Annotated in this window: 23 protein-coding genes and 1 rRNA gene; 12 read left to right on the top strand and 12 right to left on the bottom strand. The window is 62.1% G+C overall.

Translation table 11 applies throughout. From position 1 onward, the window contains the following. Positions 1 to 64 (bottom strand): 16S ribosomal RNA (locus QOS90_RS20920); the annotation flags it as partial. Between the two features lie 455 nt (positions 65 to 519). Here QOS90_RS20920 and QOS90_RS20915 point away from each other — a divergent pair. Next, positions 520 to 1,416 (top strand): formate/nitrite transporter family protein, encoded by an 897-nt coding sequence (locus QOS90_RS20915; protein WP_027594253.1) that lies wholly within the window; start codon positions 520 to 522, stop codon positions 1,414 to 1,416. A gap of 3 nt (positions 1,417 to 1,419) precedes the next feature. Here the strand turns inward: QOS90_RS20915 and QOS90_RS20910 are convergent, their stop codons facing one another. Further along, entirely contained in the window at positions 1,420 to 2,514 is a 1,095-nt protein-coding gene (locus QOS90_RS20910; RefSeq protein WP_027594252.1) for an MBL fold metallo-hydrolase, read from the bottom strand. Positions 2,515 to 2,644: 130 nt separating this feature from the next. Between QOS90_RS20910 and QOS90_RS20905 the strand changes: the two genes are divergently transcribed. Together QOS90_RS20905 and QOS90_RS20900 are read left to right on the top strand one after the other, a co-directional pair. Continuing rightward, positions 2,645 to 3,718 carry a diguanylate cyclase gene (locus tag QOS90_RS20905; RefSeq protein ID WP_033694182.1) on the top strand — a complete coding sequence of 358 codons (1,074 nt, stop codon included), beginning with the start codon at positions 2,645 to 2,647 and terminating at the stop codon, positions 3,716 to 3,718. Between the two features lie 56 nt (positions 3,719 to 3,774). Next, positions 3,775 to 6,363, top strand: coding sequence for a bifunctional diguanylate cyclase/phosphodiesterase (locus QOS90_RS20900; protein ID WP_027594250.1), 2,589 nt, complete (start codon positions 3,775 to 3,777; stop codon positions 6,361 to 6,363). A 45-nt stretch (positions 6,364 to 6,408) separates the two neighbouring features. On the opposite strand, the gene QOS90_RS20895 is transcribed toward QOS90_RS20900, so the two are convergent. The 8 genes from QOS90_RS20895 to QOS90_RS20860 form a co-directional block, all read right to left on the bottom strand. Beyond that, positions 6,409 to 6,729, bottom strand: coding sequence for a DUF2025 family protein (locus tag QOS90_RS20895; RefSeq protein WP_085273528.1), 321 nt, complete (start codon positions 6,727 to 6,729; stop codon positions 6,409 to 6,411). Positions 6,730 to 6,889: 160 nt separating this feature from the next. Continuing rightward, positions 6,890 to 7,759, bottom strand: a complete 870-nt coding sequence (locus QOS90_RS20890) for an efflux RND transporter periplasmic adaptor subunit (RefSeq protein WP_027594248.1) — start codon at positions 7,757 to 7,759, stop codon at positions 6,890 to 6,892. 35 nt (positions 7,760 to 7,794) lie between these two features. Continuing rightward, the gene (locus tag QOS90_RS20885) at positions 7,795 to 8,001 is read right to left on the bottom strand and encodes a DUF1656 domain-containing protein (protein ID WP_027594247.1); all 207 of its coding nucleotides are present in this window, start codon (positions 7,999 to 8,001) and stop codon (positions 7,795 to 7,797) included. Continuing rightward, on the bottom strand, positions 7,988 to 9,976 hold the full coding sequence (locus QOS90_RS20880; protein ID WP_085273529.1) for an FUSC family protein: 1,989 nt from the start codon (positions 9,974 to 9,976) through the stop codon (positions 7,988 to 7,990). Before QOS90_RS20880 ends, QOS90_RS20885 begins: the two co-directional genes overlap by 14 nt. 181 nt (positions 9,977 to 10,157) lie before the next feature. Next, complete coding sequence (ccoM, locus tag QOS90_RS20875; RefSeq protein WP_003254862.1) at positions 10,158 to 10,274, bottom strand: cytochrome c oxidase subunit CcoM; 117 nt, start codon at positions 10,272 to 10,274, stop codon at positions 10,158 to 10,160. Between the two features lie 135 nt (positions 10,275 to 10,409). Further along, positions 10,410 to 10,571, bottom strand: a complete 162-nt coding sequence (locus QOS90_RS20870; RefSeq protein WP_077068735.1) for a hypothetical protein — start codon at positions 10,569 to 10,571, stop codon at positions 10,410 to 10,412. A 67-nt stretch (positions 10,572 to 10,638) separates the two neighbouring features. Then, a complete protein-coding gene (locus QOS90_RS20865; RefSeq protein ID WP_085273530.1) occupies positions 10,639 to 10,968 on the bottom strand; it encodes an aspartate-semialdehyde dehydrogenase in 330 nt (109 codons plus the stop codon). A 61-nt stretch (positions 10,969 to 11,029) separates the two neighbouring features. Beyond that, the gene (locus QOS90_RS20860) at positions 11,030 to 11,725 is read right to left on the bottom strand and encodes a M949_RS01915 family surface polysaccharide biosynthesis protein (RefSeq protein ID WP_085273531.1); all 696 of its coding nucleotides are present in this window, start codon (positions 11,723 to 11,725) and stop codon (positions 11,030 to 11,032) included. A 151-nt stretch (positions 11,726 to 11,876) separates the two neighbouring features. On the opposite strand from QOS90_RS20860, the gene rapA reads away from it, so the two are divergent. After that, positions 11,877 to 14,723 carry an RNA polymerase-associated protein RapA gene (gene rapA, locus QOS90_RS20855; RefSeq protein WP_085273532.1) on the top strand — a complete coding sequence of 949 codons (2,847 nt, stop codon included), beginning with the start codon at positions 11,877 to 11,879 and terminating at the stop codon, positions 14,721 to 14,723. Between the two features lie 282 nt (positions 14,724 to 15,005). Further along, complete coding sequence (locus QOS90_RS20850) at positions 15,006 to 17,270, top strand: putative bifunctional diguanylate cyclase/phosphodiesterase (protein WP_085273533.1); 2,265 nt, start codon at positions 15,006 to 15,008, stop codon at positions 17,268 to 17,270. Here the strand turns inward: QOS90_RS20850 and QOS90_RS20845 are convergent. Continuing rightward, on the bottom strand, positions 17,170 to 18,057 hold the full coding sequence (locus QOS90_RS20845; RefSeq protein WP_085273534.1) for an NAD(P)-dependent oxidoreductase: 888 nt from the start codon (positions 18,055 to 18,057) through the stop codon (positions 17,170 to 17,172). The genes QOS90_RS20850 and QOS90_RS20845 overlap by 101 nt on opposite strands. Positions 18,058 to 18,262: 205 nt before the next feature. Beyond that, complete coding sequence (locus QOS90_RS20840; RefSeq protein WP_027594241.1) at positions 18,263 to 18,574, bottom strand: DUF2288 domain-containing protein; 312 nt, start codon at positions 18,572 to 18,574, stop codon at positions 18,263 to 18,265. A gap of 360 nt (positions 18,575 to 18,934) precedes the next feature. Here QOS90_RS20840 and QOS90_RS20835 point away from each other — a divergent pair, with 360 nt between their 5' ends. The 7 genes from QOS90_RS20835 to QOS90_RS20805 all read left to right on the top strand — a co-directional run bounded on the left by QOS90_RS20835 (position 18,935) and on the right by QOS90_RS20805 (position 26,491). After that, positions 18,935 to 20,050, top strand: coding sequence for a branched-chain amino acid ABC transporter substrate-binding protein (locus QOS90_RS20835; protein WP_085273536.1), 1,116 nt, complete (start codon positions 18,935 to 18,937; stop codon positions 20,048 to 20,050). Between the two features lie 187 nt (positions 20,051 to 20,237). Continuing rightward, positions 20,238 to 21,161: a high-affinity branched-chain amino acid ABC transporter permease LivH gene (livH, locus tag QOS90_RS20830; RefSeq protein ID WP_008097482.1), complete on the top strand. Its 924-nt coding sequence runs from the start codon at positions 20,238 to 20,240 to the stop codon at positions 21,159 to 21,161. Further along, positions 21,158 to 22,414: a high-affinity branched-chain amino acid ABC transporter permease LivM gene (locus QOS90_RS20825; RefSeq protein WP_085273537.1), complete on the top strand. Its 1,257-nt coding sequence runs from the start codon at positions 21,158 to 21,160 to the stop codon at positions 22,412 to 22,414. Before livH ends, QOS90_RS20825 begins: the two co-directional genes overlap by 4 nt. Beyond that, a complete protein-coding gene (gene livG / locus QOS90_RS20820; protein WP_027594237.1) occupies positions 22,411 to 23,178 on the top strand; it encodes a high-affinity branched-chain amino acid ABC transporter ATP-binding protein LivG in 768 nt (255 codons plus the stop codon). Before QOS90_RS20825 ends, livG begins: the two co-directional genes overlap by 4 nt. Beyond that, positions 23,179 to 23,880, top strand: a complete 702-nt coding sequence (locus tag QOS90_RS20815; RefSeq protein ID WP_085273538.1) for an ABC transporter ATP-binding protein — start codon at positions 23,179 to 23,181, stop codon at positions 23,878 to 23,880. It begins immediately after the preceding gene. 219 nt (positions 23,881 to 24,099) lie between these two features. Further along, a complete protein-coding gene (locus QOS90_RS20810) occupies positions 24,100 to 24,774 on the top strand; it encodes a COG3650 family protein (protein WP_027594235.1) in 675 nt (224 codons plus the stop codon). Positions 24,775 to 24,877: 103 nt separating this feature from the next. Next, a complete protein-coding gene (locus QOS90_RS20805) occupies positions 24,878 to 26,491 on the top strand; it encodes an NAD(P)/FAD-dependent oxidoreductase (protein WP_085273539.1) in 1,614 nt (537 codons plus the stop codon). Positions 26,492 to 26,702: the final 211 nt, after the last annotated feature.

Here is a 26,702-nt window from a genome sequence, read left to right as displayed (position 1 = left end):
CGACTTGCATGTGTTAGGCCTGCCGCCAGCGTTCAATCTGAGCCATGATCAAACTCTTCAGTTCAATACTGCTTGGGTTTTTAAGAAACCCTAAACTTGGCTCAGCAATCTCAAATGACTATGTGATTTCTCGCATGGTCACTTGTGATGCTGATAATCTTTGTGACTATCAGTCCATACTCACAAGCACCCACACGAATTGCTTGATTCAATTTGTTAAAGAGCGTTTGGTTAAGAGCTTTTCGTCTCAACCGAGGCGCGCATTCTACGCTTTCCTCATTTGCTGTCAAGCGTTTATTTTGAAGTTTTTAACTTCGCTTTCTTTCGAAAGCTTTTAACTTCAACAACTTGCCGCTTGCCCCGAAGCGTTCATCGCTGCGAGGAGGCGAATAATACGCGCTTTGAAATCAGAGTCAACACCCTGATCTGAAAAAACTTTCCAGCAGTACTTGGCCGGCCTTCGCAACTAATGAACACGCAACCGATCTGTAGATAAACACCCCACGGAGCGTGGCAACCATGAGCGAGACGCAAAGCGAGAAAACGCCAGGCCTGTCGGCGGACGAAGAGCAGGAGGTCAGCCATAACCAGCCGCCAAGGGCAGCGGTGCTGCACGAGATCATTCGCTACCAGGGCGACCAAGAGCTTGAGCGCACGATCGCAGCCCTGTGGTGGTCAGCGCTGGCTGCCGGGTTGTCGATGGGGCTCTCGCTCATGGCCATGGGGTTGTTCTATGCCCGCCTCCCCGAGGGCGACAGCGCCCAGGTGATTGCAAGCATTGGCTACAGTGCAGGTTTCCTGGCGGTGATCCTCGCCCGCCAGCAACTGTTTACAGAGAACACACTCACCGCCGTGCTGCCGGTGATGACCTCGCCTACCCTGGCCAACCTGGGTCGCCTGCTGCGCCTATGGAGCGTGGTATTGCTCGGCAACCTGGCCGGCACCCTGCTGGTGGCCTGGGTCATGCTGGAACTGCCGATCTTCGACGGCAAGACCGATGTGGCCTTCCTAGAGGTCGGGCGCAAGGTAATGAAGAACGATATCGGCCAGATGTTCGCCAAAGGCATCGTGTCGGGCTGGATGATCGCCACCATGGTCTGGATGATCCCGTCGATGGAGCACGCCAAGATCTGGATCATCCTGATGATCACTTACTTTATGGCGCTGGGTGACTTCACCCATATTGTCGTCGGTTCGGTGGAAGTGTCCTACCTGGTCTGGGCCGGTGAAGAGACCTGGCGCAGCTTCTTGCTGGCATTCGCCCTGCCGACCCTCGCCGGTAACATCATCGGTGGCAGCTTCATCTTCGCGCTGATCAGCCATGCGCAGGTGCGCAGTGACAGCGGCAAACCGCCTTCGCGTTTACTGGAGGACCAGAAGCCGCCCTCACCTCGCCAGCGAGACGCTGAAAAATGACCCTCAGCGCACCGCCACGGCGCGCTCTGTCGACCGCTCTCGCTGATGCGCAGGCTTGGGCTGCCACCAGTTTTGCCCGGCATGCGGCGAGTCCAGGCTGACCCGCTCGCCCATCTGCGGGGTGCATAGCCGCACCTGCGCTTGCTCAGTGAGGGCGAGGATGCGCTCGAATGGCTCTTGCCAGGCATGGGTGGACAAGTCGAAGGTGCCGTTATGAATCGGCAGCATCCAGCGCCCCTGCAGGTCGAGGTGTGCCTGCAGGCTCTGCTCCGGCTGCATGTGCACGCTCGGCCAGGCGACGTTATAGGCCCCGGTCTCGATCAGGGTCAGGTCGAAAGGCCCAAAACGCTCACCGATCTGCTTGAAGCCCTCGAAGTAGCCTGTATCGCCGCTGAAAAACAACCGCAGCTGTTCATCGATCACCACCCAGGACGCCCACAAGGTCCGGTTACTGTCGAACAGGCCACGCCCTGAAAAGTGCTGTGCTGGGGTCGCGACAAAGCGTACCCCTTCAACTTCAGTGTCCTGCCACCAATCCAGTTGGCGCACCTTGTCTGCTGCAACCCCCCATTCGATCAGCAGGTCACCCACCCCAAGCGGTGCCAGAAACACCCCCGTACGCGGGGCAAGCCGTCGAATCGCCTGCTCATCCAGATGATCGAAGTGATCATGGGACAGGATCACCGCGGCCAATGGCGGCAGTTCGTCCAGGCCAAGCGGTGGCGCATGGAAACGTTGCGGCCCTGCCCACTGCACCGGTGAGGCGCGCTCGGCGAATACCGGGTCGGTAATAAAGAAGCGCCCGCGCAACTTCAGCAATATCGTCGAATGGCCAAGGCGCCACAGGCTGTGATCAGGTGCATCAAGCACCTGCTGCCGGGTCATGGGCTGCACATGGAGGGGGGTGGAGGGCCGAGTGTCGGGCGGCTTGCGCAAAAACAGGTACTTGAGGCCGATGCGCAGCTTTTTCATCACGCCGTCTTGAGGCAGGCGGGCCTGGTTATGGAAACGACCGTCCCGTTGAGGCGCCGACTCGCCGGCAGCGTTAGCCATGGGAACCACGAGCATGAGCACTCCAAGCAACAGGAAAGCCTTCATATTACCCCACAGTGATCAGATCAACCGTGAATTGGCTTGTAAGGTCATTTTTCATAGATGAAACACTGTTCAACAATATTCACACGCGTTATGCGATAAACGGCGCCTTAGCAGAAGAACGATGACCATGATGGACAACCGCAGCGGCAAGGGCCTTTCTTTCGTCAAGCGCATCTACCTGCCGCGCATCATCGGCATGGGCATCGGCCTGTTCAGTGTAATGGCTGCCATGGCGCCGCTATCGCCGCCTACCTGGGTCTGGCTGCTGGTGCTGTTCAACGGGATTGTCTGGCCGCATTTAGCCTACCTGTGGGCGATGCGCTCGGCAGCGCCTTATCAGGCAGAACAGCGCAATCTGCTGCTGGACTCGCTGATGGGCGGCTTCTGGACCGCCGCCATGCACTTCAACCCACTGCCCAGCGTGACCGTGCTGTCGATGATGACCATGAACAACGTGGCCGCGGGCGGCAAGCGCCTGGTCGTTCGCGGCGTGCTGGCCCAGCTTGCCGGCATGCTCCTGGCCACGCTCGTGCTCGGCCCTGGCTTGCAACTCACTGCCACGCCCTTGCAGGTTTACGCGTGCTTGCCAATGCTGACGCTCTACCCGCTGGCCCTGGGCTGGGTCTGCTACCGCCTGGCAATCAAACTGGCAGAGCACAAGCGCCGCCTCAGTGCGCTAAGCCTTACCGACAGCCTGACCGGGTTGCTCAACCACGGTGCCTGGAAAGACCTGCTGCTGCTCAAGTTCCAGACCTGCCAGCAACAGCAGCAACAGGCGGTCATCGCCCTGATCGACATCGACCACTTCAAGACCATCAACGACACGTTTGGCCACGTAATCGGCGATTGCGTGCTGCGTCAGATGAGCGAAGAGCTCAAACGCAACCTGCGTGAGGTCGACCAGGCCGGGCGCTACGGTGGCGACGAATTCTGCGTGATCCTGCCGGACACCAACGAGGCCCAGGCCTGCCTGGCCATGGAGCGCTTGCGCGAGCGGGTGGCGAGCTACCGCAACCCGCAATTACCACACTTGCGGATCAGCCTCAGCATCGGCCTGTCTGCCTTCGACGCTGACCTTGAATCCCCCGAACACTGGCTCGAACAGGCCGACAAGGCGCTCTACACCGCCAAGCACGCTGGCCGCGACCAGGTCAATTTCGCGCAACGCGAGGCCACCGGCCTCAGGCTGGCCTATCCTGACTGAACCTCCTTCCTGATTGCCTTGCGGGAGGCTGCTGTTCTTGAAGGAGTCACCCGCACATGGCCAGGACCGCCAACCTTCCACCCACCCTACCCACACCCCGATTTCAAGTTCGCCGCTTGATTGCAGGCTTTTGCGTGGTCTTTGGCCTGGCCTGCCTGGTCACCTTGGGCGCATTGCTCAACATCGCCGCCACCCTCGATCACCAAGAGCAACAGCGCAGCGCCTTCCATGCCTCACAAGCTCTCGAGCAACGGCTGCTTGCCTCACGCCAATTCCTGTCCAGCTATGCCGTGTGGGATGCCGCCTTTGAACACCTGGCCGGCAAGGCGGACTGGCAGTGGGCCTATGAAGAGAAGAACGTCGGGGAATCGCTATACAGCGCCAGTGGCTACGAAGGTGTGTTCGTGGTGGACGACCAGCGCACCACCTACGCCCTGTTCAAAGGCAAGCCCAGTGAAGCGAGCGCCAGCACTTATATAGAAGCGCCGCTGCAACCCATCATCAATGAAGCGCGGGGGGCTGCCAGCGCCCGCGAACAAATCACCCGGTTCGTGCTGTTCAACGGATGGCCCGCCGTGCTCAGCGCCGCGGCCGTACGGCCAGACAAAGACGTGTCGGACAGCGAAGTGCGCCAGGCACCCGTCATGCTGTTCGTCGACCAGTTGACCGACGACAAACTCACACGGTTGGGTACCGGCGCCGGCCTGGCGGGCATGCACCTCGAGAAAGACGCTACCGGCGAGCATGGCCAGCAGCGTATCGCGCTGGGCGATACCGGCTTCCACCTGGCCTGGACCAGCCCGCTGCCGGGCCAGCAATTACTGTGGGCGATGCTGCCGCCGCTGCTGTGCGCGCTGCTGATACTCGGCCTGGTGATGCTTTACCTGTTCCGCCACGCCTTGCGCAGCTCCCGCGCCATCGACCTTAGCCTGGCGCGCCTGCAGCAGAGCAACCAGGCCCTGGAGGCCAGCGAGCAGCGTTTTCGCGCCGTCGCCGAAGCCGCATCCGACTGGATCTGGGAAACCGACCGACAACAACGCCTGACCTATCTTTCACAGCGTTTCGTCAGCGTCACCGGCTACCCGGTGGACGACTGGCTGGGCCAGCCGGTAAACCAGCTGCTGGCCTGCGACACCACGCCACTCTCACCCTGGCTGGACGCATTGGCCGCCGCCGACCCACAGCAGTTGGCAAACCTGCGCTGTACCTACCGTGACCACAATGGGCAAAACCGCTATTGCCGCATCTCGGCAAGGGCGATCTGGTACGACGGCAAACCGACGGGTTTTCGCGGCACCGCCAGCGACATCACTGACGAAGTCGACGCCCATGCACGCATCCAGCACCTGTCACTGCATGACCCGCTGACCGGGCTTGCCAACCGCAACAAACTCGCTCGGCACCTTGAGCAGTTGTTATTGCGCGGCAGCGACTCGCCCCCACTCACGTTGCTGCTGCTGGACCTGGACAACTTCAAGCCGATCAACGATTCCCTCGGCCATGCCGCCGGTGACGCTGTGCTGCAAGAGGTGGCGACACGCCTGCGCGACACCACCCGCGATGTCGACCTGGTCGCGCGCCTGGGTGGCGATGAGTTCATTCTGGTGCTCAATGGCATGGATAACCGCACTGAAGTCGACCGTTTCTGCGCCCGCCTGATTAGCCTGCTGCAGCAACCAATCGTCTTCGACAACCAGCCCCTGCACATCGGCGCTAGCATCGGCGTCGCCCAGAGCCGCACCCTGGGCTTCGATGCCGGCGAACTGATCCGCTGCGCCGACATCGCGCTGTACCAGGCCAAAGCGGAGGGCAAGAACACCTGGCGGTACTTCGCCGCCGAAATGAACAAACAGATCCAGTACCGCCGACAACTGGAGAATGATCTGCGCCGGGCCCTGCAAAACCAGGAATTCGCGTTGCATTACCAGCCACGCTATCGCCTGGGCGACCTGCGCATCGTCGCGGTCGAAGCCCTGCTGCGCTGGCAGCACCCGCAGGAGGGGTTGCTCGGGCCAGACACCTTCATCCCGCTGGCCGAGCAGAGCGACATCATTGTCGCGCTGGGCCGCTGGGTGCTGCGCGAAGCCTGCCGCACGGCCCACGACTGGCCGGAGGGCCTGCTGATATCGGTAAACCTGTCACCTGCGCAGTTCTTGCGCAGCGACGTGGTAGCCGATGTTCGCGAGATCCTGTTGGAAACCGCGTTCCCCGCCCAGCGCCTTGAACTGGAAATCACCGAAAACGTGATGCTCAACGACATCGAAGGCGCGCTAAGCACCATGCTTTCGCTAAAGGAGCTGGGTGTTCGCCTGAACATGGATGACTTTGGCACCGGTTACTCATCGTTGGGCTATCTGCGCACGTACCCGTTCGACAGCATCAAGATCGACAAACGCTTCATAGCCGGGCTGAACAACACCAGTGGCAATGATCGCGCCGTGGTGCAAGCCATCATCAACCTGGGTGAAGCCATGGGGCTGACCGTGACGGCCGAGGGCGTAGAAAGTGAACAGCAGCTCAAAACACTGGAGAAGGACGGCTGCCATGAGGTGCAGGGTTATTTCCTGAGCCGGCCTTTACCTAAAGAGGCGCTCGAAGCCTTGCTGCAACAGGCGCCCACAGGCTCGGCCAGGCGCCTGCTGTAAAGGCAGCCTTCGCAGAACAAGGCTGCCCCCGTGAACAGCAGGGCGTCAGCGCTTGTTGCGCTCGGCCACGATCTCGGGCAAATCACTGCGCCGCAGGTAAGCGCGCAAGGGCTCGCCAATGTTCAAGCGGTCATCCACATGCTGGTCCAGCAGCAGTGCCAGGCGCTCTCGGCACAACGCCATGCGCGGGCCTTGCTCGGGCCGCCAGACGAATTCGCTGCAGGGGGTGATACTGTCGTCGGCCACGTCCATGCCGAACGAGTCTTCGGAAAAACGCACGATATGAACGCCGCGCTTGCCATGAAAGCCAACGAAACCGTTGAGCTGCTCCGCCGCGTTGCAGATGTCCTGGGAAGTGATGGCCATGCCGTAACCTCGCAATCAAGTCGAAAGTGACGCACGCCGGGCTGCAAACGGTCGCCTCTGCCGGGCAACTCGCAGTTGCCAGCCTAACGCAAGTCACCGCGCATTCGCCAAGGTTTTCCGCCAGCCGCCGGCAGCCCCGTAAGAGGGTTCGGCCTTCCCTTCATTGCGTAACCCGGTCCTCATGCACCTGCACGCTGGCAGTCATGCCGGCACTCAGGTTCATGCCCTGCGGGATCTCGTCCAGGCGGATCCGCACAGGTATCCGCTGCGCCAGACGCACCCAGTTGAAGGTCGGCTCCACCTCCGGCAACAGTTGGCTGTCCGGATTACTGTTGCGGTCGGTGATGCCCCGGCTGATGCTCTCCACATGCCCCTGCATTGCCTCGCCCGCCCCCATCAACCAGACCTTGACCGTGTCACCGACGCGGATGCGCGGCAGTTTGGTTTCTTCGAAGTAGGCCTGGATATAGAAGGTCGAATCGTCCACCAGGGCCATCACCGACTCCCCGGTGTTCACGTAGTTGCCCTGGGCCAGGCGCAGGTTGGTGATATGGCCACTGCGCGGCGCCCGCACTTCGCTGCGCGCCAGGTTGATCTTGGCCACTTGCAGTTGCGCCTCGGCCTCATGCAGTTCACCGCGGGCGATGGCGGCGTTGATCTGGGCATTTTCACGCAGCTCGGCACTGATTGCCTCCGGCCCCAGGGCAGTACGCCGCGCCGCTTCGCGCTCGCGCAAGCGCAGTTGCTGGGCGCGGGTCTCGGTCACGGCGCTGGCCTGGTCGAAGGCTGCCTGGAAGCGTTCACGGTCGATGCTCATGAGCAAATCGCCCGCCTTGACCTGCTGGTTGTCATGCACCTTGAGCTCACGCACCCAACCGGAAACGTCAGGTGCGATCACCACCACGTCGGCACGCACCCGGGCATCGCGGGTCCAGGGTGTCAGCATGTAGTACTGCCACAGCTGGTAGCCTGCCAACAGGGCAAGGGCCACCACACACAGGGTTACCAGGGTACGTACGGCGGCACGCATTGAATCACTCCTTACAAAAATCGTTACAAGAGCCTTTATGCAGCCCCTAGTACTCGCACCACCAGGAACAACACACACACGAACAACGCCGCGTCGAACAGCGCTTCATGCCAGATCCAGCGACCCAACGGCGTGGCTTGCACCAACAAGCGCAACACCCCGGTGAGCACCAGCGCCAGCAGCACATAAATCAGAAACGGGCTCAGCAGCACGCCGCCCAGCGCCCATTCACGCAACCCCATGCACGTCCTCCTGCCAGCGGCACCATTTGCCCCAGCTCTTCTGCAACTGCAGCACTGCACCTTCAGCCAGGCGCAACGGGTCGCTTGCCGGCAGCCGACGCAAGGCGGCGATGAATTGTTCACTGGCGCTGTCCAGGCGTTGCCCACGGCCCGGCGCCGGCCCCTTGGCCAGCACCGCCTCCACCTGCTGCAGGTACTCGCGTTCAGCACGGCCCAACGGCGCCTGGGCGACCGCCAGGCACATGCGCAGGTGCACCAGTTCGTCGCCGATGTCCAGGCCGTGCAAGCCGTCATCCCAACGCTTGCGCTCGCTTTCGGGCAATTCGCCGGCATGCCGCGCCAGTTGCAAGAGGCGATCGGCCATACGCCCGCCAAACCAGCTGTCGGCGCCACGCAGGTCGCGCCGGGTCAGGCGCACCAGGTCGCTTTGGGTCGCCGCCCGCAGGCGCTTGCCCAGCCAGGCCGGGTGACGGAACACCAACAAACGAAAGGCCATCACCGCAGCAGACACGCCCACCAGCATCGCCAGCGCGCTGTTGAGCATGCTGGCCACGCCAAACTGCATGGCATTGAGCGGTGATACCAACACGATGAAGTGCAGGCAATACGAAGTCGCGGTGGCGCCGGTACGCGGGTGGGCCATGCCCAGCGCCCCCAGAAACAGCGGCACACCCATGCCCAGGCAGAGCATGGCGAAGCTGCTCCACTGCGGCAAAAGAATCTGCCCGACCAGAAACGCCGCGGGGATCGCCAGAAAGATGCCGCGCAAGAAACTAAGGCCGATCTGAGCACCGTTTTCGCGGCTGGCAAACAGGCTGCAGACCACACAGGTCAGCACCAGGCCGCCCGGCGCAGAGGGCCAGGCGGTCGCCAGCCAGAAGCCACTCATCACCAGAAACGCCAGCGCGCTGCGTGAACCGAACAACAGTGCCAGCGACCAGTCGCGGTGTGCGGCCAGGCCCTGGGACACATCCTTGGGCGCCCTGCCCGCTTCGACGTCGTCCAGCGCCTGGGTCGCAGCCATCGCGTAGTCCAGCAACAGCGTCATGCGCGCCAGGCAGTAATGTTCGGCAGCGCTGATCTGCTCATCATGGGCGGCATCCCAGATGCGTTGGCGCAACAGCAACAGGCCGGGTTGGTCGGGTGCACCCAACTGCGTGCGCACCGCCTCCAGCCAGGGCGCCAGGTGCCGGGCTTCACCTTCATCGAGCTGGCGCCACTGCCGGCGCACCGAACGGGAGATACGCAGCAGCACCATCAGCTTCTGGCTCAGGCCGCGAATGGCGCGCGCCCGCTGACGCCCGCGATTGCCTTCGAACCAGGCATGTTCGCGCTGACTGTCGATGGCGACGATGCGCCCAAGGCTTTCCAGCAGCCCTTTGCGTGCTTCATCCTCTCCCCCCAGCATGGCACTGGCCGCCTGCAGGCCATTTTGCCAAGCCTGCCGGGCTTGCCCGCCCAGTTGCTGTTCCACACGCAGCGGCCAGATCAGGGCGCTGGTGGCGGTAGCGCAGAAAATCCCCAGGCAGATCTCGGTGCAGCGCGCCACGGCCTGGTCGAACACCTGCAACGGGTGGTCGATCGCCGGCAGGGCGATGATCGCGGCGGTGTAGCCGGCCAGCACAAAGGCGTAGGCCCAGGCACTGCGCAGTTGCGTCGACGCGGCCGTGCACAGTGCCAGCCACAGCGCGAGGGCGATCAGGAACAGGCCTGGCGTCTGGGCGAACAAGCCGATAAAAACTACCGACATGAACGTGCCGACCAGGGTGCCGGCCAGGCGCGCAAGGCCCTTCTGCACCACCATGCCGGACAACGGCTGAGCCACGATGAACGCCGTCATCAATGCCCATGACGGCTGCTCCAACCCCCAGCGCATCGCCAGCCAAAGCGCCAGGCCGCCACCGAGCACGGTCTTGATGGCGAACTTGAGGGCGAGGCTGCTGGGTGCGAACAGGGCCTGGAAAGTGATGGGCACGAGGCGGACCTTGCGGGGATGATCAGGTAAACGATAGACAATGAAGCGAAGGATAATGCGGAAACGATTAATTAGCTAGCTAATCATCTTTATTGAAATGCGCTGCCCGACTTTTCGCAGGCAAAAAAAATGGGCGACCGAAGTCGCCCTAAATGCCTTGCGTGCTCGTGAACCCGGAAGGTCAGCGCGGCTTGCGCTTGTTCGAGTCCTTCCAGATGAAAATGCCCAGACCGGCAAAGAATGCGACCATCAACCCGACCGTTACCACACCTGCGATAACCACGTTGTCGAAGAACATGTCGGCCTCCCTCTTCGTTTGCCGTTGTCCGATGGATGCAAGGTAACGAATGTGGGGGCGGGGAAAATTGACCGGGGTCAATGGTGCCCGGGACCGGGCACGCGAGGCGGGCGCAGGGTTGACCTGCGTCAAGTTTCAGCGCTTCTTGGGCTTGCCCTTGGGCTTCTTTTTCTTTGCCGCGCTCAGGGGCATGGCTTGCTCGAAGGCCTGGCGCACTTCGTTCAGGCGCTTTTCCTTGAGGTCGTGGACGCGCTTGGCACGTTCGGCATCGAAATCGATGAGGTTGTCTTGGCTCATGGGTGGGCTCGACGATCAACAGAGACTTGCATGATGAAGCCAGCCAGTGACGCTGACCAGCCCCGCGTCAGACTTCGATGTCGACCAGCAGCCCCTGGCGTGGGCTCTCGCCCATCAAGGGGGCGACCGGCACGGTGTTGTCGGCATTGACTTCATCGCCCGGTAACGCGCTGTAAAGCTCGCTGTCGCTTTTTTGCCGACGTTGCTGTTGACGACGCTGTTCATCACGCAGGATCAAGGCCTGCTCCTGCGGGTCGCGCTGCTGCTTGAGGTTGATGGCGCTTTCACCGGAGGTCGGCTGCGCGGGGACCACCGGCTTGATGTCGGGAGTGGGTTTGACCGGGTCCTGTTGCGAGGTTACCGGGGCTGCACTGAGCGGAATAATCGGCGGCAACATGGAAAGTCTCCTATTACCCCTGTATCGGCGGGCGTTGTCCTACCTTGAACAGAGACAACGCTTATTCGACTTCGTCATCGGGGTCGTCATCGCTCGGCGGGCTCGCCTCGCTCCAGGGCCGCTTGTAGACCTGCTGCCAGACTGCGTCCATGTGCTCGCGCAGTACCTGCGGCGCGCTTTTGAGCGAGGCGCTGTCTTCGCGCTCGCCGCCGATCGGCTCCTCGCCCGCCGGGGTGATCAGCGATTGGCCAGTAATGGTGTAGATGGCCTGGCCTTCGCGCATTTCGATGGCGATATCGTGGGGGTCGATGCCGCCGCCGCAGAAGGCATGGCTGGCAACCGTCAGTTCGGCGATACGGTCCTTGTTCAGGTCACTGACATCGCTGACATCGGAATAGAAGTCGACATCCAGGTCCAGCCCCGGGCAGGTGGTTTCCTGCTCGATCTGCCAGCGTGCCTTGAACGCATCGCTTTCGGCCGTGCGCCCATACAGCGTGGCCTTGAGCACTACCTTGTCCACTTCCTGCTGGTTTTCCGCGTCGGTGGCCTGGCCGTCGGTGCGGCTCAGCACCAGCAGGCCTTCGCCGTCGCGGTCACGAAAGTGCACGCTCTTGATCGGCGTCTGGACGCCCAGTGCCTCAAGCTGCCCGGGCGTAATCGCCGGCAAGGTCTCGAAGCTTTTTTGCTCGCAGCCGGCCAGCAGCACAAGGCTGCTCACGGCCAGGGATACGTTCAACCAGCGGTGCTTGGCGGACATGTTGGTGCGCGGCCCTCGTCTACAAGACGGTGTTGGTCGATGAAACGGCTAGACTGTTGGTCTTCGGCACCCTTCGGTGCACTTCAACACTTTGGTCTGACCGGCCGATCCGTTAACATAGCCGGCTTTTCATCGCGGGAGTTCAGGCAGTATGGCGCAGCAGTATCAACCGGGGCAACGCTGGATCAGCGACAGCGAAGCAGAGCTCGGCCTGGGTACCATCCTGGCGCAGGATGGCCGCCTGTTGACCGTGCTCTACCCGGCCACTGGCGACACCCGCCAGTATTCCCTGCGCAATGCGCCGCTGACCCGCGTGCGCTTCTCGCCAGGTGACCAGATCACCCACTTCGACGGTTGGAAGCTGACCGTGCGCGAGGTCGACGATGTCGATGGCCTGTTGGTGTACCACGGCCTGGACGGGCAAAACCAGCCGCGTACCCTGCCGGAGACCCAACTGTCGAACTTCATTCAGTTCCGCCTGGCCAGCGACCGCCTGTTCGCCGGCCAGATCGACCCGCTGTCGTGGTTCAGCCTGCGTTACAACACCTTGCAGCACACCAGCAAGCAGATGCAGTCGTCGCTCTGGGGCCTGGGTGGCTGCCGCGCACAACCGATCGCCCACCAGTTGCACATCGCCCGTGAAGTCGCTGACCGCAGCGCACCCCGGGTGCTGCTGGCGGACGAAGTCGGCCTGGGCAAAACCATCGAGGCAGGCCTGATCATCCATCGCCAGCTGCTCTCAGGGCGCGCCAGCCGCGTACTGATACTGGTCCCGGAAAACCTCCAGCACCAATGGCTGGTGGAAATGCGCCGGCGCTTCAACCTGCAAGTGGCGTTGTTCGACGCCGAGCGCTTCATCGAGAGCGATGCCAGCAACCCGTTCGAAGACGCCCAGCTCGCGCTGGTGGCCCTGGAATGGCTGGTTGACGACGAAAAAGCCCAGGACGCGCTGTTTGCCGCAGGCTGGGACCTGATGGTGGTCGACGAAGCCCACCACCTGGTCTGGCATGAAGACCAGGTCAGCGCCGAGTACGGCCTGGTCGAGCAACTGGCCCAGGTGATCCCTGGCGTGCTGCTGCTCACCGCCACCCCCGAACAGCTCGGCCAGGACAGCCACTTCGCCCGGCTGCGCCTGCTCGACCCCAACCGTTTCCACGACCTTGTGGCGTTCCGTGCCGAGAGCGAAAACTATCGCCCGGTCGCCGAGGCGGTACAGGAGCTGCTCGACGAAGGTCGCCTGTCGCCGGAGGCCCACGCCACTATCCATGGTTTCCTCGGGGCCGAAGGCGAAGCCTTGCTGGCAGCCGTCAGCGATGGTGACACCCAAGCCAGCGCGCGCCTGATCCGCGAGCTGCTCGACCGCCACGGCACTGGCCGCGTGCTGTTCCGTAACACCCGCGCAGCCGTTCAGGGCTTCCCCGAGCGCGAGTTGCATGCCTACCCGGTAGCGATGCCGGAGCAGTACCGCGACCTGCCGCCTGGCGAAAAAGCCGAGCTGTACCCGGAAGTCGCCTTCCAGGCGCAGGGCGACATCACTGACGACGAGCGCTGGTGGCGTTTCGACCCTCGGGTCGACTGGCTGATCGATACCCTGAAGATGCTCAAGCGCACCAAAGTACTGGTGATCTGCGCCCATGCCGAAACCGCCATGGACCTGGAAGACGCCCTGCGCGTGCGCTCCGGCATTCCTGCCTCGGTCTTCCACGAAGGCATGAGCATTCTCGAGCGTGACCGCGCCGCCGCCTATTTCGCAGACGAAGAGTTCGGCGCCCAGGTGCTGATCTGCTCCGAGATCGGTAGCGAAGGCCGCAACTTCCAGTTCTCTCATCACCTGGTGATGTTCGACCTGCCGGCCCACCCGGACCTGCTCGAGCAGCGTATCGGCCGTCTCGACCGGATCGGCCAGAAGCACACCATCCAGTTGCACGTGCCCTACCTGCAGGACAGCCCGCAAGAGCGCCTGTTCCAGTGGTACCACGAAGCGCTCAACGCCTTCCTCAACACCTGCCCGACCGGCAATGCCCTGCAGCATCAGTTCGGCCCTCGCCTGCTGCCGCTGCTCGAAAGCGGTGACAGCAAAGCCTGGGATGCACTGGTGGCCGATGCCCGCGGCGAACGCGAGCGCCTGGAAGCCGAGCTGCACAGCGGCCGCGACCGCCTGCTGGAGCTCAATTCTGGCGGGGCCGGTGAAGGCCAGGCACTGGTCGAGGCGATTCTCGAGCAGGATGACCAGTTCGCCCTGCCGATCTACATGGAAACCCTGTTCGACGCGTTCGGCATCGACAGCGAAGACCATTCGGAAAACGCCCTGATCCTCAAGCCGAGCGAGAAAATGCTCGACGCCAGCTTCCCGCTGGGTGACGACGAAGGCGTGACCATCACCTACGACCGCGCCCAGGCGTTGTCCCGCGAGGACATGCAGTTCCTGACCTGGGAGCACCCGATGGTTCAGGGTGGCATGGACTTGGTGCTGTCCGGCTCGATGGGCAACACCGCTGTTGCGCTGATCAAGAACAAGGCGCTGAAGCCAGGTACCGTGTTGCTCGAACTGCTGTTCGTCAGCGAGGTGGTAGCACCGCGCGCCCTGCAGTTGGGACGTTACCTGCCGCCGGCAGCCCTGCGCTGCCTGCTCGACACCAACGGCAACGACCTGGCGTCGCGCGTGGCATTCGAAACGCTCAACGACCAGCTCGAAAGCGTGCCGCGCGCCAGCGCCAACAAGTTCGTCCAGGCGCAACGTGATGTGCTGACCCAGCGCATCAGTGGTGGTGAAGCCAAGATCATGCCGACCCACGTCGAGCGGGTGGCCGAAGCGCAGCGTCGCTTGCAGGCCGAGGCCGACGAAGAGTTGGCGCGCATGGTTGCCCTGCAAGCCGTCAACCCAAGCGTGCGCGACAGCGAAATCGACGCCCTGCGCAAGCAGCGTGAAGAAGGCCTGGCGATGCTTGAAAAAGCTGCCTTGCGCCTCGAAGCCATTCGCGTGCTGGTAGCCGGCTGATACACCCCGCCCCTGTAGGAGCAGCCTTGCGCTGCGAAGAGGCCAGTTCAGGCACAGCCAAATGCTGTGGCTTTACCGGCCTCTTCGCAGCGCAAGGCTGCTCCTACAGGTGGCGCGGCACCAGTAGCCATATTCCTGGCTGCTATTGAACGCATAACCAAATCGTAGAAATCAAAGTGCCATTAGTCAGGAAGGCCTAACCACCTCTTCCTATACTGCCTCTGGACAGTCTCCCAAGGCGTTCTACCGGAGACGCGTGAAAACTCGGCCAAGAGGCACGCAATGGACTGGTTGGGACTGCAACTGTTCGCCGATCTGCCGGCAACCGGACGCATCGTCATCGATTGTCGCCACGAGCCTTTCCTCGTTCTGCTCGCCTTTACCGTGGCCTGCGCGGCTTGTTTCGCGACCCTGGACATGGCCGAGCGGCAATCCCACAACGAACACCCCACCGCGCAACGCCAGTGGCGCGTGCTTGGCGCCTGTTGCCTGGCTGGCGGTGTCTGGGCCATGCACTTCATCAGCATGCTGGCCTTCCAGGCGCCGGTGGAAGTCCACTACGACGTCTCGCTGACCGTCCTCTCGTTGCTCATTGCATTAATCGTTGCCTGGCTGGGCATGAACAGCCTCAACCGCAGCCAAATGCGAGTGCAGCACTACCTGCAAAGTGCCGTGCTGATTGGTGCCGGTATTATCCTGATGCACTTTGTCGGCATGGCCGCCCTCGAGACCGGCGCCCGGCAGTACTACCAGACCGGGCTGTTACTCGCCTGCGTGGTCATCGCTATGCTCACCAGCCTCGCGGCGTTGCTGTTGGCGCGGTATTTCCGCAATGGCAGCGGCACGTTGCACCAAGCCCTGAAGTACGGCGCCAGCCTGGTGATGGCCGGTGGCATCGTCGCGACCCACTTCACCGCGATGTCGGCCATGACCCTGGTCATCCCCGCCGATACCGCCCTGCGCCTGCCCTCGGCAGACAACAGCCTGCAACTGGGGCTGACCATTGCCTTCATTACACTGCTGATCAGCGGCGCCAGCATCAGTGCGGCACTGGCCGACAAGAAGCTGCAAAGCAAGGAGCACGACCTGCGCCGGGTCAGCATCCTGCTTAGCCAGCTCGACCAGGCACGGGCCTCGCTGCAACAGGCCGCGCATTACGACGCCCTGACCAACCTGATCAACCGCCGCGGTTTCAATCAGGTCTTCGCCGAACGCCTCGCCGAACAGACCGCCAGTCAAAACCGCCTGGCGGTGATGTTCCTCGACATCGACCATTTCAAGCGGATCAACGACAGCCTTGGCCATGCCGCCGGCGACGAACTGCTCAAGGTGATTGCCAACCACATCAAGGCAGCCACCCGCAGCCACGACCTGGTGGCGCGTTTCGGGGGCGACGAGTTTTGCGTGGTCACCAGCCTCAACAACCGTGACGAGGCACGCCACCTGGCGCAGCGCATCATGCAACGGATGAAGGAACCCATCGACCTGGGTGGCCGGCGCATGGTCATGACCACCAGTATCGGTATCAGCATTTTCCCCGACGATGGCCACACCGCTGAAGAGCTGCTCAAGCACGCCGACCTTGCCCTGTACCAGTCCAAGGGCAACGGCCGCAACAGCCTCAACTTCTTCAACGACAGCCTGAAAACCCGCGCCACCCTCGCCCTGCAGCTGGAAGAAGAACTGCGCATCGCGCTGCTGGAGGAACGCGGGCTGTGCGTGCACTACCAGCCCATCTTCGACCTGCGCAATGGCCAGGTGGCCAAGCTCGAAGCCTTGGTCCGCTGGCAGCACCCGCAACACGGTTTGCTCGGGCCCGACCGGTTCATCGGTATCGCCGAAGCGAATGGTTTGATCATCGACCTCGACCTGTGGGTGCTGCGCCACGCCTGCGCCGACCTGGCGCAACTGCACCGTCACGGCTTTGCCGACCTTAAGGTCACCGTCAACTGCTCGGCGGTAACCCTCAGCCACGATGAGCTACCCAGCGAAGTGGAGAAAGCGCTGTATCACTCGGCGCTGGCGCCCCGCCACCTGGAGCTTGAAGTCACCGAGAATGCCTTGATGGGCGATATTCAGCGCACAGTCAACCTGCTCAAGCGCGTGCGCGCCCTCGGCGTGGCCTTGTCGATTGATGACTTTGGTACCGGTTATTCGTCACTGGCCTACCTCAAGCGCCTGCCGCTGGACGTGCTGAAAATCGACCGGACCTTCCTGCAGGAGGTACCCGGCAGCCAGAAAGACCGCGAGATCGTCCAGGCCATCATCGTCATGGCCCACACCCTGCACTTGCAGGTAGTCAGTGAGGGGGTGGAAACCGTCGAGCAACTTGAATTCCTCGAAACCCACGGCTGCGACTACCTGCAAGGCTACCTGCTCGGCCGCCCGGTGGCGTTGGGCGAATTGCGGCCCATCCTGGAGCGGCTGGAGCGCGACAAAGGCGTGCTCAGCCCTTGCTGCGATACAGCGATACCAGGGTCGCCGGATCTTTTTGCAAGTAGCCCTGGCTACCGTGCAAGCGCATCAATTGCGCGGCGAGGCCACTGAGCGGTGTCGCCGAACCCTGCTCGCGGCCAAATTTGACCGCGCTGTCGAGGTCTTTGAGCAGCGTACGCACATGCCACTTGATCGGCTCGAAGCGGCTTTCGGCCATTTGCGGGGCGAGGATCTGCAAGGGTTTCGAATCGGCAAAACCTCCCGCCAACGCCTCAGCGATCAGTGTCGCATCAACCCCCGATTGCTCGGCCAACGCCACCACTTCGGCGATCACCAACGCATTGCAGGCCACAATCATCTGGTTGCAAGCCTTGGTCACCTGGCCTGCACCCACGGCGCCCATGTGCGTTACACGTTGGCCCAGGGTCAGCAGCACCGGCTGCGCGCGTTGCAAGTCAGCCGCTTCGCCACCCACCATGATTGCCAGGGTGCCGGCCTCGGCCCCCGGCGTGCCACCGGACACCGGCGCATCCAGCCAGGCCATGCCACACAGCGCCGCGAGCTCGGCAGCCATCTCACGGGTGGCGGTCGGTTCGAGGCTGGAGAAGTCGATCAGCAGTTGGCCACTGCGCCCGCCCTGGGCAATGCCCTGTTCACCAAACACCACCTCGCGCACCACCGGCGTGTCAGCCAGGCACAGCAGCACCATATCGCTGTCGCGGCACAATGCGGCCGGGCTTGCTGCCAGGCGCGCGCCTGCCGCCACCAGTTCGGCGCATTTGTCCGGGCTGCGGTTCCACACCGTCAAGGGGTATCCGGCAGCCAGCAGGCGCCGACACATCGGCAGGCCCATCAGGCCAATGCCGGCGAATCCTAGCGAAGGTAGTTGTGAACTCATGAACGACTCCTTGCACATTTGTTATTTTTTGAGGCCGCAATCAGGGCCTAAGGCGCGCGTATACCCGCGAGGGGGCGCGCAGCGGCCACATTACGCATCCCGTAAACTGTTACCGCCACGCCGAATTGTTACTTACCTCTACCCGGCTGATCGCCTTCAAGCACCAAATTAAGGCGGGCTGCGCATTTTCACGCACTAAAAACGATCACGCCGATTCCGAACGCTTCGCTTGAATCACGATAAACGGTGAAACCACCACCGCCCAGATCTCTGGGTCGCGGTTTTGCAGGTCCAATGCCTGCTCAGCAGTCACCGGCCCCACAGTGCCATCACTGCGCCACTTGGCGAAGATCTCGCTGCGATTCTCGGCCATTGCTTCGGCAACGGCGATCAGGTCCAAGCTGGGGTCGACCCAAATCAGGTCACCCTTCGCCCAGAAGCGCTCCAGTGCTTTCCACTCGATGATTGCCGTCTCGCCAAGCAATTTGGCATAGAGGGTGCTTGTTTGATCAGTCATGGGTTTGTACCCGCAAAAATCGGCCAATAAAAAAGGCCGGTATTTTTGCAGAAAAACCCGGTTTCAAATACGTAATTTGGTCGATCGGCCCCGAACTTGTGGGGTGGGGCCGCAGATACAGGCAAATTGATGGCGCCTTTCTGTATCTTTGTGTCGATCAAGCGACAACCCAGGAAACAGGCTCTTTTTGACCGCTTTTCAAGCGCTCGGACAGCGCTCTACACTGTACCGGTACAGTTCCGGGACATGTTCCGGGGGAAGGTGGGCATGCAGTATGGCGTGGCCATACCGCACATCCCGCCCGGTCTGTAGCCCTGGCCGCCAGGACTATAAGAATTACAACAGAATGAGTGGAGCACTATGATCAAGATTTCCAAGCTGTTCGCCGCAATGGTTCTGGCCGGGGTAGCCAGCCATTCGTTTGCCGCCGATACCATCAAGATCGGGATCGCAGGGCCTAAGACCGGCCCTGTCACCCAGTACGGCGACATGCAGTTCATCGGCGCCAAGCAAGCCATCAAAGACATCAACGCCAAGGGCGGCGTCGATGGCAAGATGCTCGAAGCCAAGGAATACGACGACGCCTGCGACCCTAAACAGGCCGTGGCAGTCGCCAACAAAGTGGTCAACGACGGCGTCAAGTTCGTCATCGGCCACCTGTGCTCCAGCTCCACCCAGCCTGCGTCCGACATCTACGAAGACGAAGGCGTGATCATGATCACCCCCGCCGCCACCAGCCCAGAAATCACCGCCCGTGGTTACAAGCTGATCTTCCGCACCATCGGCCTGGACAGCGCCCAGGGCCCGGCAGCCGGCAACTACATCGCCGACCACGTCAAGCCCAAGGTCGTTGCGGTTCTGCACGACAAGCAGCAGTACGGTGAAGGCATCGCCACCGCGGTCAAGCAGACCCTGGAAGGCAAAGGCACCAAGGTAGCCGTCTTCGAAGGCCTGAACGCCGGTGACAAAGACTTCTCCTCGATCATCCAGAAGCTCAAGCAGAACAACGTCGACTTCGTCTACTACGGCGGCTACCACCCAGAGCTGGGCCTGATCCTGCGCCAAGCTCAGGAAAAAGGCCTGAAAGCCAAGTTCATGGGGCCGGAAGGTGTCGGCAACGACTCCATTTCGCAGATCGCCCAGGGCGCTTCCGAAGGCCTGCTGGTTACCCTGCCGAAGTCGTTTGACGCAGACCCTGCGAACAAGGCCATCGTCGACGCCATCAAGGCTGACGGCAAAGACCCAAGCGGCCCGTTCGTGTTCCCGGCCTACTCGGCTGTCGAGCTGATCGCTGAAGGCATCAAGGCCGCCAAGTCGGAAGACACCGCCAAGGTTGCCGAAGCCCTGCACGCTGGCACCTTCAAGACCCCTACCGGCGACCTGTCGTACGACGAGAAGGGCGACCTGAAAGACTTCAAATTCGTGGTCTACGAATGGCACTTCGGCAAGCCGAAGACTGAAGTTTCCCCTCAGTAACTGCGTGACTAAATAGCTGACCGTAGAAGCCCACTGTGCGAGCAGTGGGCTTTGTTTTACGAGGTTCATGGGCCTGATCCCCGCGATCCGGGGGCCGGTCCACCTGAAAATCTTAAAACCGTCACCCGCGGTTTCCTGGCCGTACCCCTGCCAGTGAAATGCAAATCAGGTTTTTAGGAGCGCTGTAATGCCTGAGATCTACCATTTCTTCCAACAACTGGTTAATGGATTGACCATCGGCAGCACCTATGCCTTGATCGCCATCGGTTACACGATGGTGTACGGCATCATTGGCATGATCAACTTCGCCCACGGCGAGGTATACATGATCGGTTCCTACGTGGCCTTCATCGCCCTGGCGGGCCTGGCCATGATGGGTATCCATTCGCTGCCGATCCTGATGACCGTCGCCTTCGTCGCGACGATCTTCGTCACCAGTGCCTATGGTTACAGCATCGAACGGGTTGCCTACCGCCCCTTGCGCAACAGCAACCGTCTGATCCCGCTGATTTCCGCCATCGGCATGTCGATTTTCCTGCAGAACACCGTCTTGCTTTCGCAGGACTCCAAGGACAAATCCATCCCCAACCTGATCCCTGGGAGCTTCTCTTTCGGGCCAGGCGGTGCTGAAGAAGTACTGATCAGCTACATGCAGATCCTGGTGTTCGTCGTCACCCTGGTGGCCATGACCCTGCTCACCCTGTTCATCTCCCGTTCCCGCCTGGGCCGCGCCTGCCGTGCCTGCGCCGAGGACATCAAGATGGCCAACTTGCTGGGCATCAACACCAACAACATCATCGCCCTCACCTTCGTCATCGGTGCCGCACTGGCGGCGGTGGCGGCCGTGCTGCTGAGCATGCAGTACGGGGTGATCAACCCCAACGCCGGCTTCCTGGTGGGCCTCAAAGCCTTCACCGCCGCTGTCCTGGGTGGCATCGGCAGCATTCCGGGCGCCATGCTCGGTGGGCTGGTGCTGGGTGTGGCCGAAGCCTTCGGCGCCGACATTTTCGGCGACCAGTACAAGGATGTGGTGGCATTCGGTCTCTTGGTACTTGTCCTGCTGTTCCGGCCGACCGGCATCCTGGGCCGCCCGGAGGTTGAAAAAGTATGAACAAAAATCTTAAACAGGCGTTCTTCAGCGCCTTGCTGGTCTGGGCCGTGGCCTTCCCGGTGCTCGGCCTGAAACTGAGCATCGACGGCATCAGCCTGGCCGTGCACAGCCAAGGGTCGTTCACCATCAGCATCATCGCCGTCTGCTCGGTGCTGATGTTCCTGCGCGTGCTGTTCGACAAGCAGTGGAGTTCGGTCATGGGCCGCCGCTCGGATCGCAAGCTGGTCCCGCCTGCGGTGAGCAACTACCTGACCCTGCCCAAGACCCAGCGCTGGATCATCATGGGGCTGATCGTGGCTGCGCTGGTCTGGCCATTCTTCGGCTCGCGCGGTGCAGTCGACATCGCCACGCTGATTCTGATCTACGTGTTGCTGGGCCTGGGCCTGAACATCGTGGTCGGTCTCGCGGGTCTGCTCGACCTGGGTTATGTGGGCTTCTACGCCGTAGGTGCCTACAGCTATGCCATGCTGTCGCATTACCTGGGCTGGAGCTTCTGGGTCTGCCTGCCGATCGCCGGCCTGATGGCCGCCACCTTTGGCTTCCTGCTCGGCTTCCCGGTGCTGCGCTTGCGCGGCGACTACCTGGCGATCGTGACCCTGGGCTTCGGCGAGATCATCCGCCTGTTCCTGCGTAACCTCACCGACTGGACCGGCGGCCCTAACGGCATCAGCAACATCCCCAAGCCAGAGTTTTTCGGCCTGACCTTCGAACGCCGTGCCGCCGAGGGCATGCAGACCTTCCACGAGTTCTTCGGGCTGGAATACAACTCGATCAACAAGGTGATCTTCCTCTACCTGGTAGCACTGCTGCTGGCCTTGCTGGCGCTGTTCGTCATCAACCGCCTGCTGCGCATGCCGATCGGTCGTGCCTGGGAAGCCTTGCGTGAAGACGAAATCGCCTGCCGCGCACTGGGCCTGAACCCTACCGTGATCAAGCTCTCGGCATTCACCCTGGGTGCCTGCTTCGCCGGTTTCGCCGGCAGCTTCTTCGCGGCTCGCCAAGGCCTGGTGACCCCCGAGTCGTTCACCTTCATCGAATCGGCGATCATCCTCGCCATCGTCGTGCTCGGCGGCATGGGCTCACAACTGGGCGTGATTCTCGCGGCCATCGTGATGATCCTGCTGCCTGAGCTGATGCGTGAGTTCAGCGAATACCGGATGCTGATGTTCGGTGCGCTGATGGTGTTGATGATGATCTGGCGTCCGCAAGGCCTGCTGCCTATGCAACGTCCACACATGGAGCTGCGTCGATGAGCCGCGAAATTCTGCAAGTCAGCGGCCTGAGCATGCGCTTCGGCGGCTTGTTGGCGGTCAACGGCGTGGCCCTGACCGTCAAGGAAAAACAGGTGGTGGCGCTGATCGGCCCGAACGGCGCTGGCAAGACCACCGTGTTCAACTGCCTGACTGGCTTCTACAAGCCCAGCGGCGGCACCATCCTGCTCGATGGCCAGCCGATCCAGGGCCTGGCCGGCCACCAGATCGCCCGCAAGGGCGTGGTACGGACCTTCCAGAACGTGCGCCTGTTCAAGGAAATGACCGCGCTGGAGAACCTGCTGATCGCCCAGCACCGGCACTTGAACACCAACTTCTTCGCAGGCCTGTTCAAGACCCCGAGCTTCCGCCGCAGCGAGAAGGAAGCCATGGAACGCGCGCAGTACTGGCTGGAAAAGGTCAACCTGACCGAATTCGCCAACCGTACCGCCGGCACCCTCGCCTACGGCCAGCAACGCCGCCTGGAAATCGCCCGCTGCATGATGACCCAGCCACGGATCATCATGCTCGACGAACCGGCAGCAGGCCTGAACCCGAAAGAGACCGAAGACCTCAAGGCCCTGATCGCCTACCTGCGCGAATCACACAACGTCACCGTGCTGCTGATCGAGCACGACATGAAGCTGGTGATGAGCATCTCCGACCATATCGTGGTGATCAACCAGGGTACCCCCCTGGCCGACGGCACGCCGGAGCAGATTCGCGACAATCCTGATGTGATCAAGGCTTACCTGGGGGAAGCGTAAATGCTGAAGTTCGAGAACGTTTCCACCTTCTACGGCAAGATCCAGGCACTGCACAGCGTCAACGTGGAAATCAACCAGGGCGAGATCGTCACCTTGATCGGCGCCAACGGCGCAGGCAAGTCGACCCTGCTGATGACCTTGTGCGGCTCGCCGCAGGCGCACAGTGGCAGCATCAAGTACCTGGGTGAAGAACTGGTCGGCCAGACCTCCTCGCATATCATGCGCAAGAGCATCGCCGTAGTCCCCGAAGGGCGCCGCGTGTTCGCCCGTCTGACGGTCGAAGAGAACCTCGCCATGGGCGGTTTCTTCACCGACAAGGGCGATTACCAGGAGCAGTTGGACAAGGTCCTGCAGCTGTTCCCGCGCCTGAAGGAGCGCTATATCCAGCGCGGCGGCACCATGTCCGGTGGCGAGCAGCAGATGCTCGCCATTGGCCGGGCGCTGATGAGCAAACCCAAGTTGCTGTTGCTCGACGAGCCCTCGCTGGGCCTGGCCCCGATCATCATCCAGCAGATCTTCGACATCATCGAACAGCTGCGCCGTGACGGCGTGACCGTGTTCCTGGTGGAGCAGAACGCCAACCAGGCGCTGAAGATCGCCGACCGTGCCTATGTACTGGAAAACGGACGGGTGGTGATGCAGGGCACGGGTGAAGCACTGCTGAGTGACCCGAAGGTGCGTGACGCGTATCTGGGTGGTTGATGAGCAAAGGGCCTTCGGGCCCTTTGTTCTACCTGCTGCATTTATATGGCCTGTGCCGGCCTCTTCGCGGGTAAACCCGCTCCCACAGACCAGCAGAGACTTTGAAAGCTGTGCAGTACCCGCGAAGAGGCCGGCACAGGCTATCAACAAAGCTTGTGATCGCCGCGCACCCTGAGTAACGTGGCCAGCTCTTTTGCAACGATCGCCGGAGCCCGCCCCATGCGCCTCACCCCCTCCCTGCTGCTCGCCGCCATGCTGCCCCTGTTCGCCGGCTGCCAGCTCATGGCTGCCACGCCGACCGACCCGAACATCGGCACCACGCGCATGCAGGGCGAACTGAGCGCCGCCGGGGGCCAGTTGCTGTTCAAACCCTGTAATGAAAGCCGCCGTTTCGTGATCAACGACGCCGCCAGCACTGGCATCCTGCAGGAAGCCGCCAACCTCGCCAAGGATGCTGGCGACAAGCTGTTCGCCGACGTGCGCGGCCGCCTGACTGGCAGCAAGCAGGCCAACACCGACGGCCAGCTCGACGTCCGCCGCCTGTACCGCCTGGAGCCCTCGACCCGGGCCTGTGAAGACCCCAACTTCAAACAACTGACCCTGCGTGCCAACGGCCACGAACCCGACTGGGACATCAAAGCCAGCGGCAAAGGCATGGTCGTCAACCGCGTAGGCCAGGCGCCGCTGCCCCTGCCGTTCCTGGAAGAAGAAGTACCCGGTGGCGGCCTGACCCTGACCAGCGAAGCCAACGGCCAGCACGTGGAGCTTTGGGTCGCACCGCAACGCTGCGTGGACAGCGCGACCGGGGCAGTCCGTCACTTGCGCGCCGAGCTGCGCATCGATGGCAAGACCCTACAAGGCTGCGGTTACTACGGTGGTGCACGCGACAACTGATCGCCGGGCGCTTTTATCCTGCCAGTCAGGGCGGCGAACAGCTTATACTTGGCGGTTTGTGTAAAGCCGCCGGCCGCCCATGGCCGGGATACTGGACCCTGCCATGCTACGAATCACCGAACTGAAGCTGCCCCTGGACCACCCTGACGAAGCCCTGCGCGAAGCCATCGTCCAGCGCCTGGGCATCCGCGATGAGCAATTGCTCAGCTTCAACCTGTTCAAGCGCAGCTACGACGCACGCAAGAAAAACAGCGAACTGCTGTTCATCTACACCATCGACCTCGAAGCCAGCAACGAAGCCGAGCTGCTTCGCACATTCGCAGACGATCGCAACATCGGCGTCGCGCCTGACGTTACCTACAAGTACGTCGGCCACGCCCCTGCCAAGGTCGAGCAACGCCCGATCGTGGTCGGCTTCGGCCCCTGCGGCATCTTTGCCGGCCTGTTGCTGGCGCAGATGGGCTTCAAGCCGATCATCCTCGAGCGCGGCAAAGAAGTGCGCCAGCGCACCAAGGACACCTGGGGCCTGTGGCGCAAAAGCGTGCTCAACCCGGAGTCCAACGTGCAGTTCGGCGAAGGCGGCGCCGGGACGTTCTCCGACGGCAAGCTGTACAGCCAGATCAAGGACCCGCTGCACCACGGCCGCAAGGTGCTGGAAGAGTTCGTCAAGGCCGGTGCGCCCGATGAGATCCTCTACATCAACAAGCCGCACATCGGTACCTTCCGCCTGACCGGTATGGTCGAGCAGATGCGTCAGGACATCATCGCCCTGGGCGGCGAAGTGCGCTTCCAGGAGAAAGTCACCGACCTGCTGACCGATGATGGGCAACTGACCGGCGTGGTATTGGAAAGCGGCGAGCAGCTGCATTCGCGCCATGTGGTCCTGGCCCTGGGCCACAGTGCCCGCGACACGTTCCGCATGCTGCACGCCAAGGGCGTGTTCATGGAGGCCAAGCCCTTCTCGGTCGGCTTCCGTATCGAGCACCCGCAAACGCTGATCGACAAGGCGCGCCTGGGCAAGTACGCCGGCCACCCGAAACTCGGCGCCGCCGACTACAAACTGGTGTATCACGCCAAGAACGGCCGTTCGGTCTACAGCTTCTGCATGTGCCCAGGCGGCACCGTGGTCGCAGCCACCAGCGAGCCTGGCCGCGTCGTTACCAACGGCATGAGCCAGTACTCGCGTAACGAACGCAATGCCAACTCCGGCATCGTCGTCGGCATCGACCCGGAACGCGACTACCCGGGTGGCCCGTTAGCCGGTATCGAGCTGCAGGAGCGCCTGGAAGCCCACGCCTACGTGATGGGTGGCAGCAACTATCAGGCACCGGCGCAGTTGGTTGGCGACTTCGTGGCCGGCAGGCCGTCCACTGCCCTGGGCAGTGTCGAACCGTCGTATAAACCGGGCGTGACCCTGGGCGACCTGGCGCCGAGCCTGCCGGACTTCGCCATCGAGGCGATCCGCGAAGCACTGCCGGCATTCGATCGGCAGATCAAAGGCTACAACCTGCACGATGCGGTGCTGACCGGTATCGAGACGCGCACGTCTTCACCGCTGCGGATTACCCGGGGTGAAGACTTCCAGAGCCTGAACCTCAAGGGGCTGTTCCCAGCGGGCGAAGGTGCGGGTTATGCGGGCGGTATTCTGTCCGCTGGCGTCGATGGCATTCGCATTGCCGAGGCGGTGGCGCGGGATATGCTCGGGCTGAACGCATAAGGCCCGCTTCGGGTAGGAGCAGCCTTGTGCTGCGAAGAGGGCGGTGAAAGCAGCGAAGCGCTATGTGCTGCCACTGGCCTCTTCGCAGCGCAAGGCTGCTCCTACACGGCATCGAGTCTGCGGGGCTCTGCAGTGCCAGAAAAGCCTGCAGAGATAATCGGATTCCCCCTACCCACGCTTTCCGCAACACCGTCTAGGCTTGCCACAGCCC

Origin of the sequence: Pseudomonas sp. LAIL14HWK12:I10 (assembly GCF_900184205.1) — a bacterium.
GTDB lineage: Bacteria > Pseudomonadota > Gammaproteobacteria > Pseudomonadales > Pseudomonadaceae > Aquipseudomonas > Aquipseudomonas kermanshahensis.
This window is presented reverse-complemented; position numbering and strand designations above follow the sequence as displayed.

Excerpts from the sequence above, each read along its gene's own strand:
- QOS90_RS20870 (WP_077068735.1), bottom strand. The coding sequence starts at position 10,571 with ATGAGCCAAGACAACCTCATCGATTTCGATGCCGAACGTGCCAAGCGC.
- QOS90_RS20860 (WP_085273531.1), bottom strand. The coding sequence starts at position 11,725 with ATGTCCGCCAAGCACCGCTGGTTGAACGTATCCCTGGCCGTGAGCAGC.
- QOS90_RS20910 (WP_027594252.1), bottom strand. The coding sequence starts at position 2,514 with ATGAAGGCTTTCCTGTTGCTTGGAGTGCTCATGCTCGTGGTTCCCATG.
- QOS90_RS20885 (WP_027594247.1), bottom strand. The coding sequence starts at position 8,001 with ATGGGGTTGCGTGAATGGGCGCTGGGCGGCGTGCTGCTGAGCCCGTTT.
- QOS90_RS20895 (WP_085273528.1), bottom strand. The coding sequence starts at position 6,729 with ATGGCCATCACTTCCCAGGACATCTGCAACGCGGCGGAGCAGCTCAAC.
- QOS90_RS20815 (WP_085273538.1), top strand. The coding sequence starts at position 23,179 with ATGCTGAAGTTCGAGAACGTTTCCACCTTCTACGGCAAGATCCAGGCA.
- QOS90_RS20825 (WP_085273537.1), top strand. The coding sequence starts at position 21,158 with ATGAACAAAAATCTTAAACAGGCGTTCTTCAGCGCCTTGCTGGTCTGG.
- livG (WP_027594237.1), top strand. The coding sequence starts at position 22,411 with ATGAGCCGCGAAATTCTGCAAGTCAGCGGCCTGAGCATGCGCTTCGGC.
- QOS90_RS20845 (WP_085273534.1), bottom strand. The coding sequence starts at position 18,057 with ATGAGTTCACAACTACCTTCGCTAGGATTCGCCGGCATTGGCCTGATG.
- QOS90_RS20805 (WP_085273539.1), top strand. The coding sequence starts at position 24,878 with ATGCTACGAATCACCGAACTGAAGCTGCCCCTGGACCACCCTGACGAA.
- QOS90_RS20905 (WP_033694182.1), top strand. The coding sequence starts at position 2,645 with ATGGACAACCGCAGCGGCAAGGGCCTTTCTTTCGTCAAGCGCATCTAC.
- rapA (WP_085273532.1), top strand. The coding sequence starts at position 11,877 with ATGGCGCAGCAGTATCAACCGGGGCAACGCTGGATCAGCGACAGCGAA.
- QOS90_RS20900 (WP_027594250.1), top strand. The coding sequence starts at position 3,775 with ATGGCCAGGACCGCCAACCTTCCACCCACCCTACCCACACCCCGATTT.
- QOS90_RS20865 (WP_085273530.1), bottom strand. The coding sequence starts at position 10,968 with ATGTTGCCGCCGATTATTCCGCTCAGTGCAGCCCCGGTAACCTCGCAA.
- livH (WP_008097482.1), top strand. The coding sequence starts at position 20,238 with ATGCCTGAGATCTACCATTTCTTCCAACAACTGGTTAATGGATTGACC.
- QOS90_RS20835 (WP_085273536.1), top strand. The coding sequence starts at position 18,935 with ATGATCAAGATTTCCAAGCTGTTCGCCGCAATGGTTCTGGCCGGGGTA.
- ccoM (WP_003254862.1), bottom strand. The coding sequence starts at position 10,274 with ATGTTCTTCGACAACGTGGTTATCGCAGGTGTGGTAACGGTCGGGTTG.
- QOS90_RS20890 (WP_027594248.1), bottom strand. The coding sequence starts at position 7,759 with ATGCGTGCCGCCGTACGTACCCTGGTAACCCTGTGTGTGGTGGCCCTT.
- QOS90_RS20850 (WP_085273533.1), top strand. The coding sequence starts at position 15,006 with ATGGACTGGTTGGGACTGCAACTGTTCGCCGATCTGCCGGCAACCGGA.
- QOS90_RS20810 (WP_027594235.1), top strand. The coding sequence starts at position 24,100 with ATGCGCCTCACCCCCTCCCTGCTGCTCGCCGCCATGCTGCCCCTGTTC.
- QOS90_RS20915 (WP_027594253.1), top strand. The coding sequence starts at position 520 with ATGAGCGAGACGCAAAGCGAGAAAACGCCAGGCCTGTCGGCGGACGAA.
- QOS90_RS20840 (WP_027594241.1), bottom strand. The coding sequence starts at position 18,574 with ATGACTGATCAAACAAGCACCCTCTATGCCAAATTGCTTGGCGAGACG.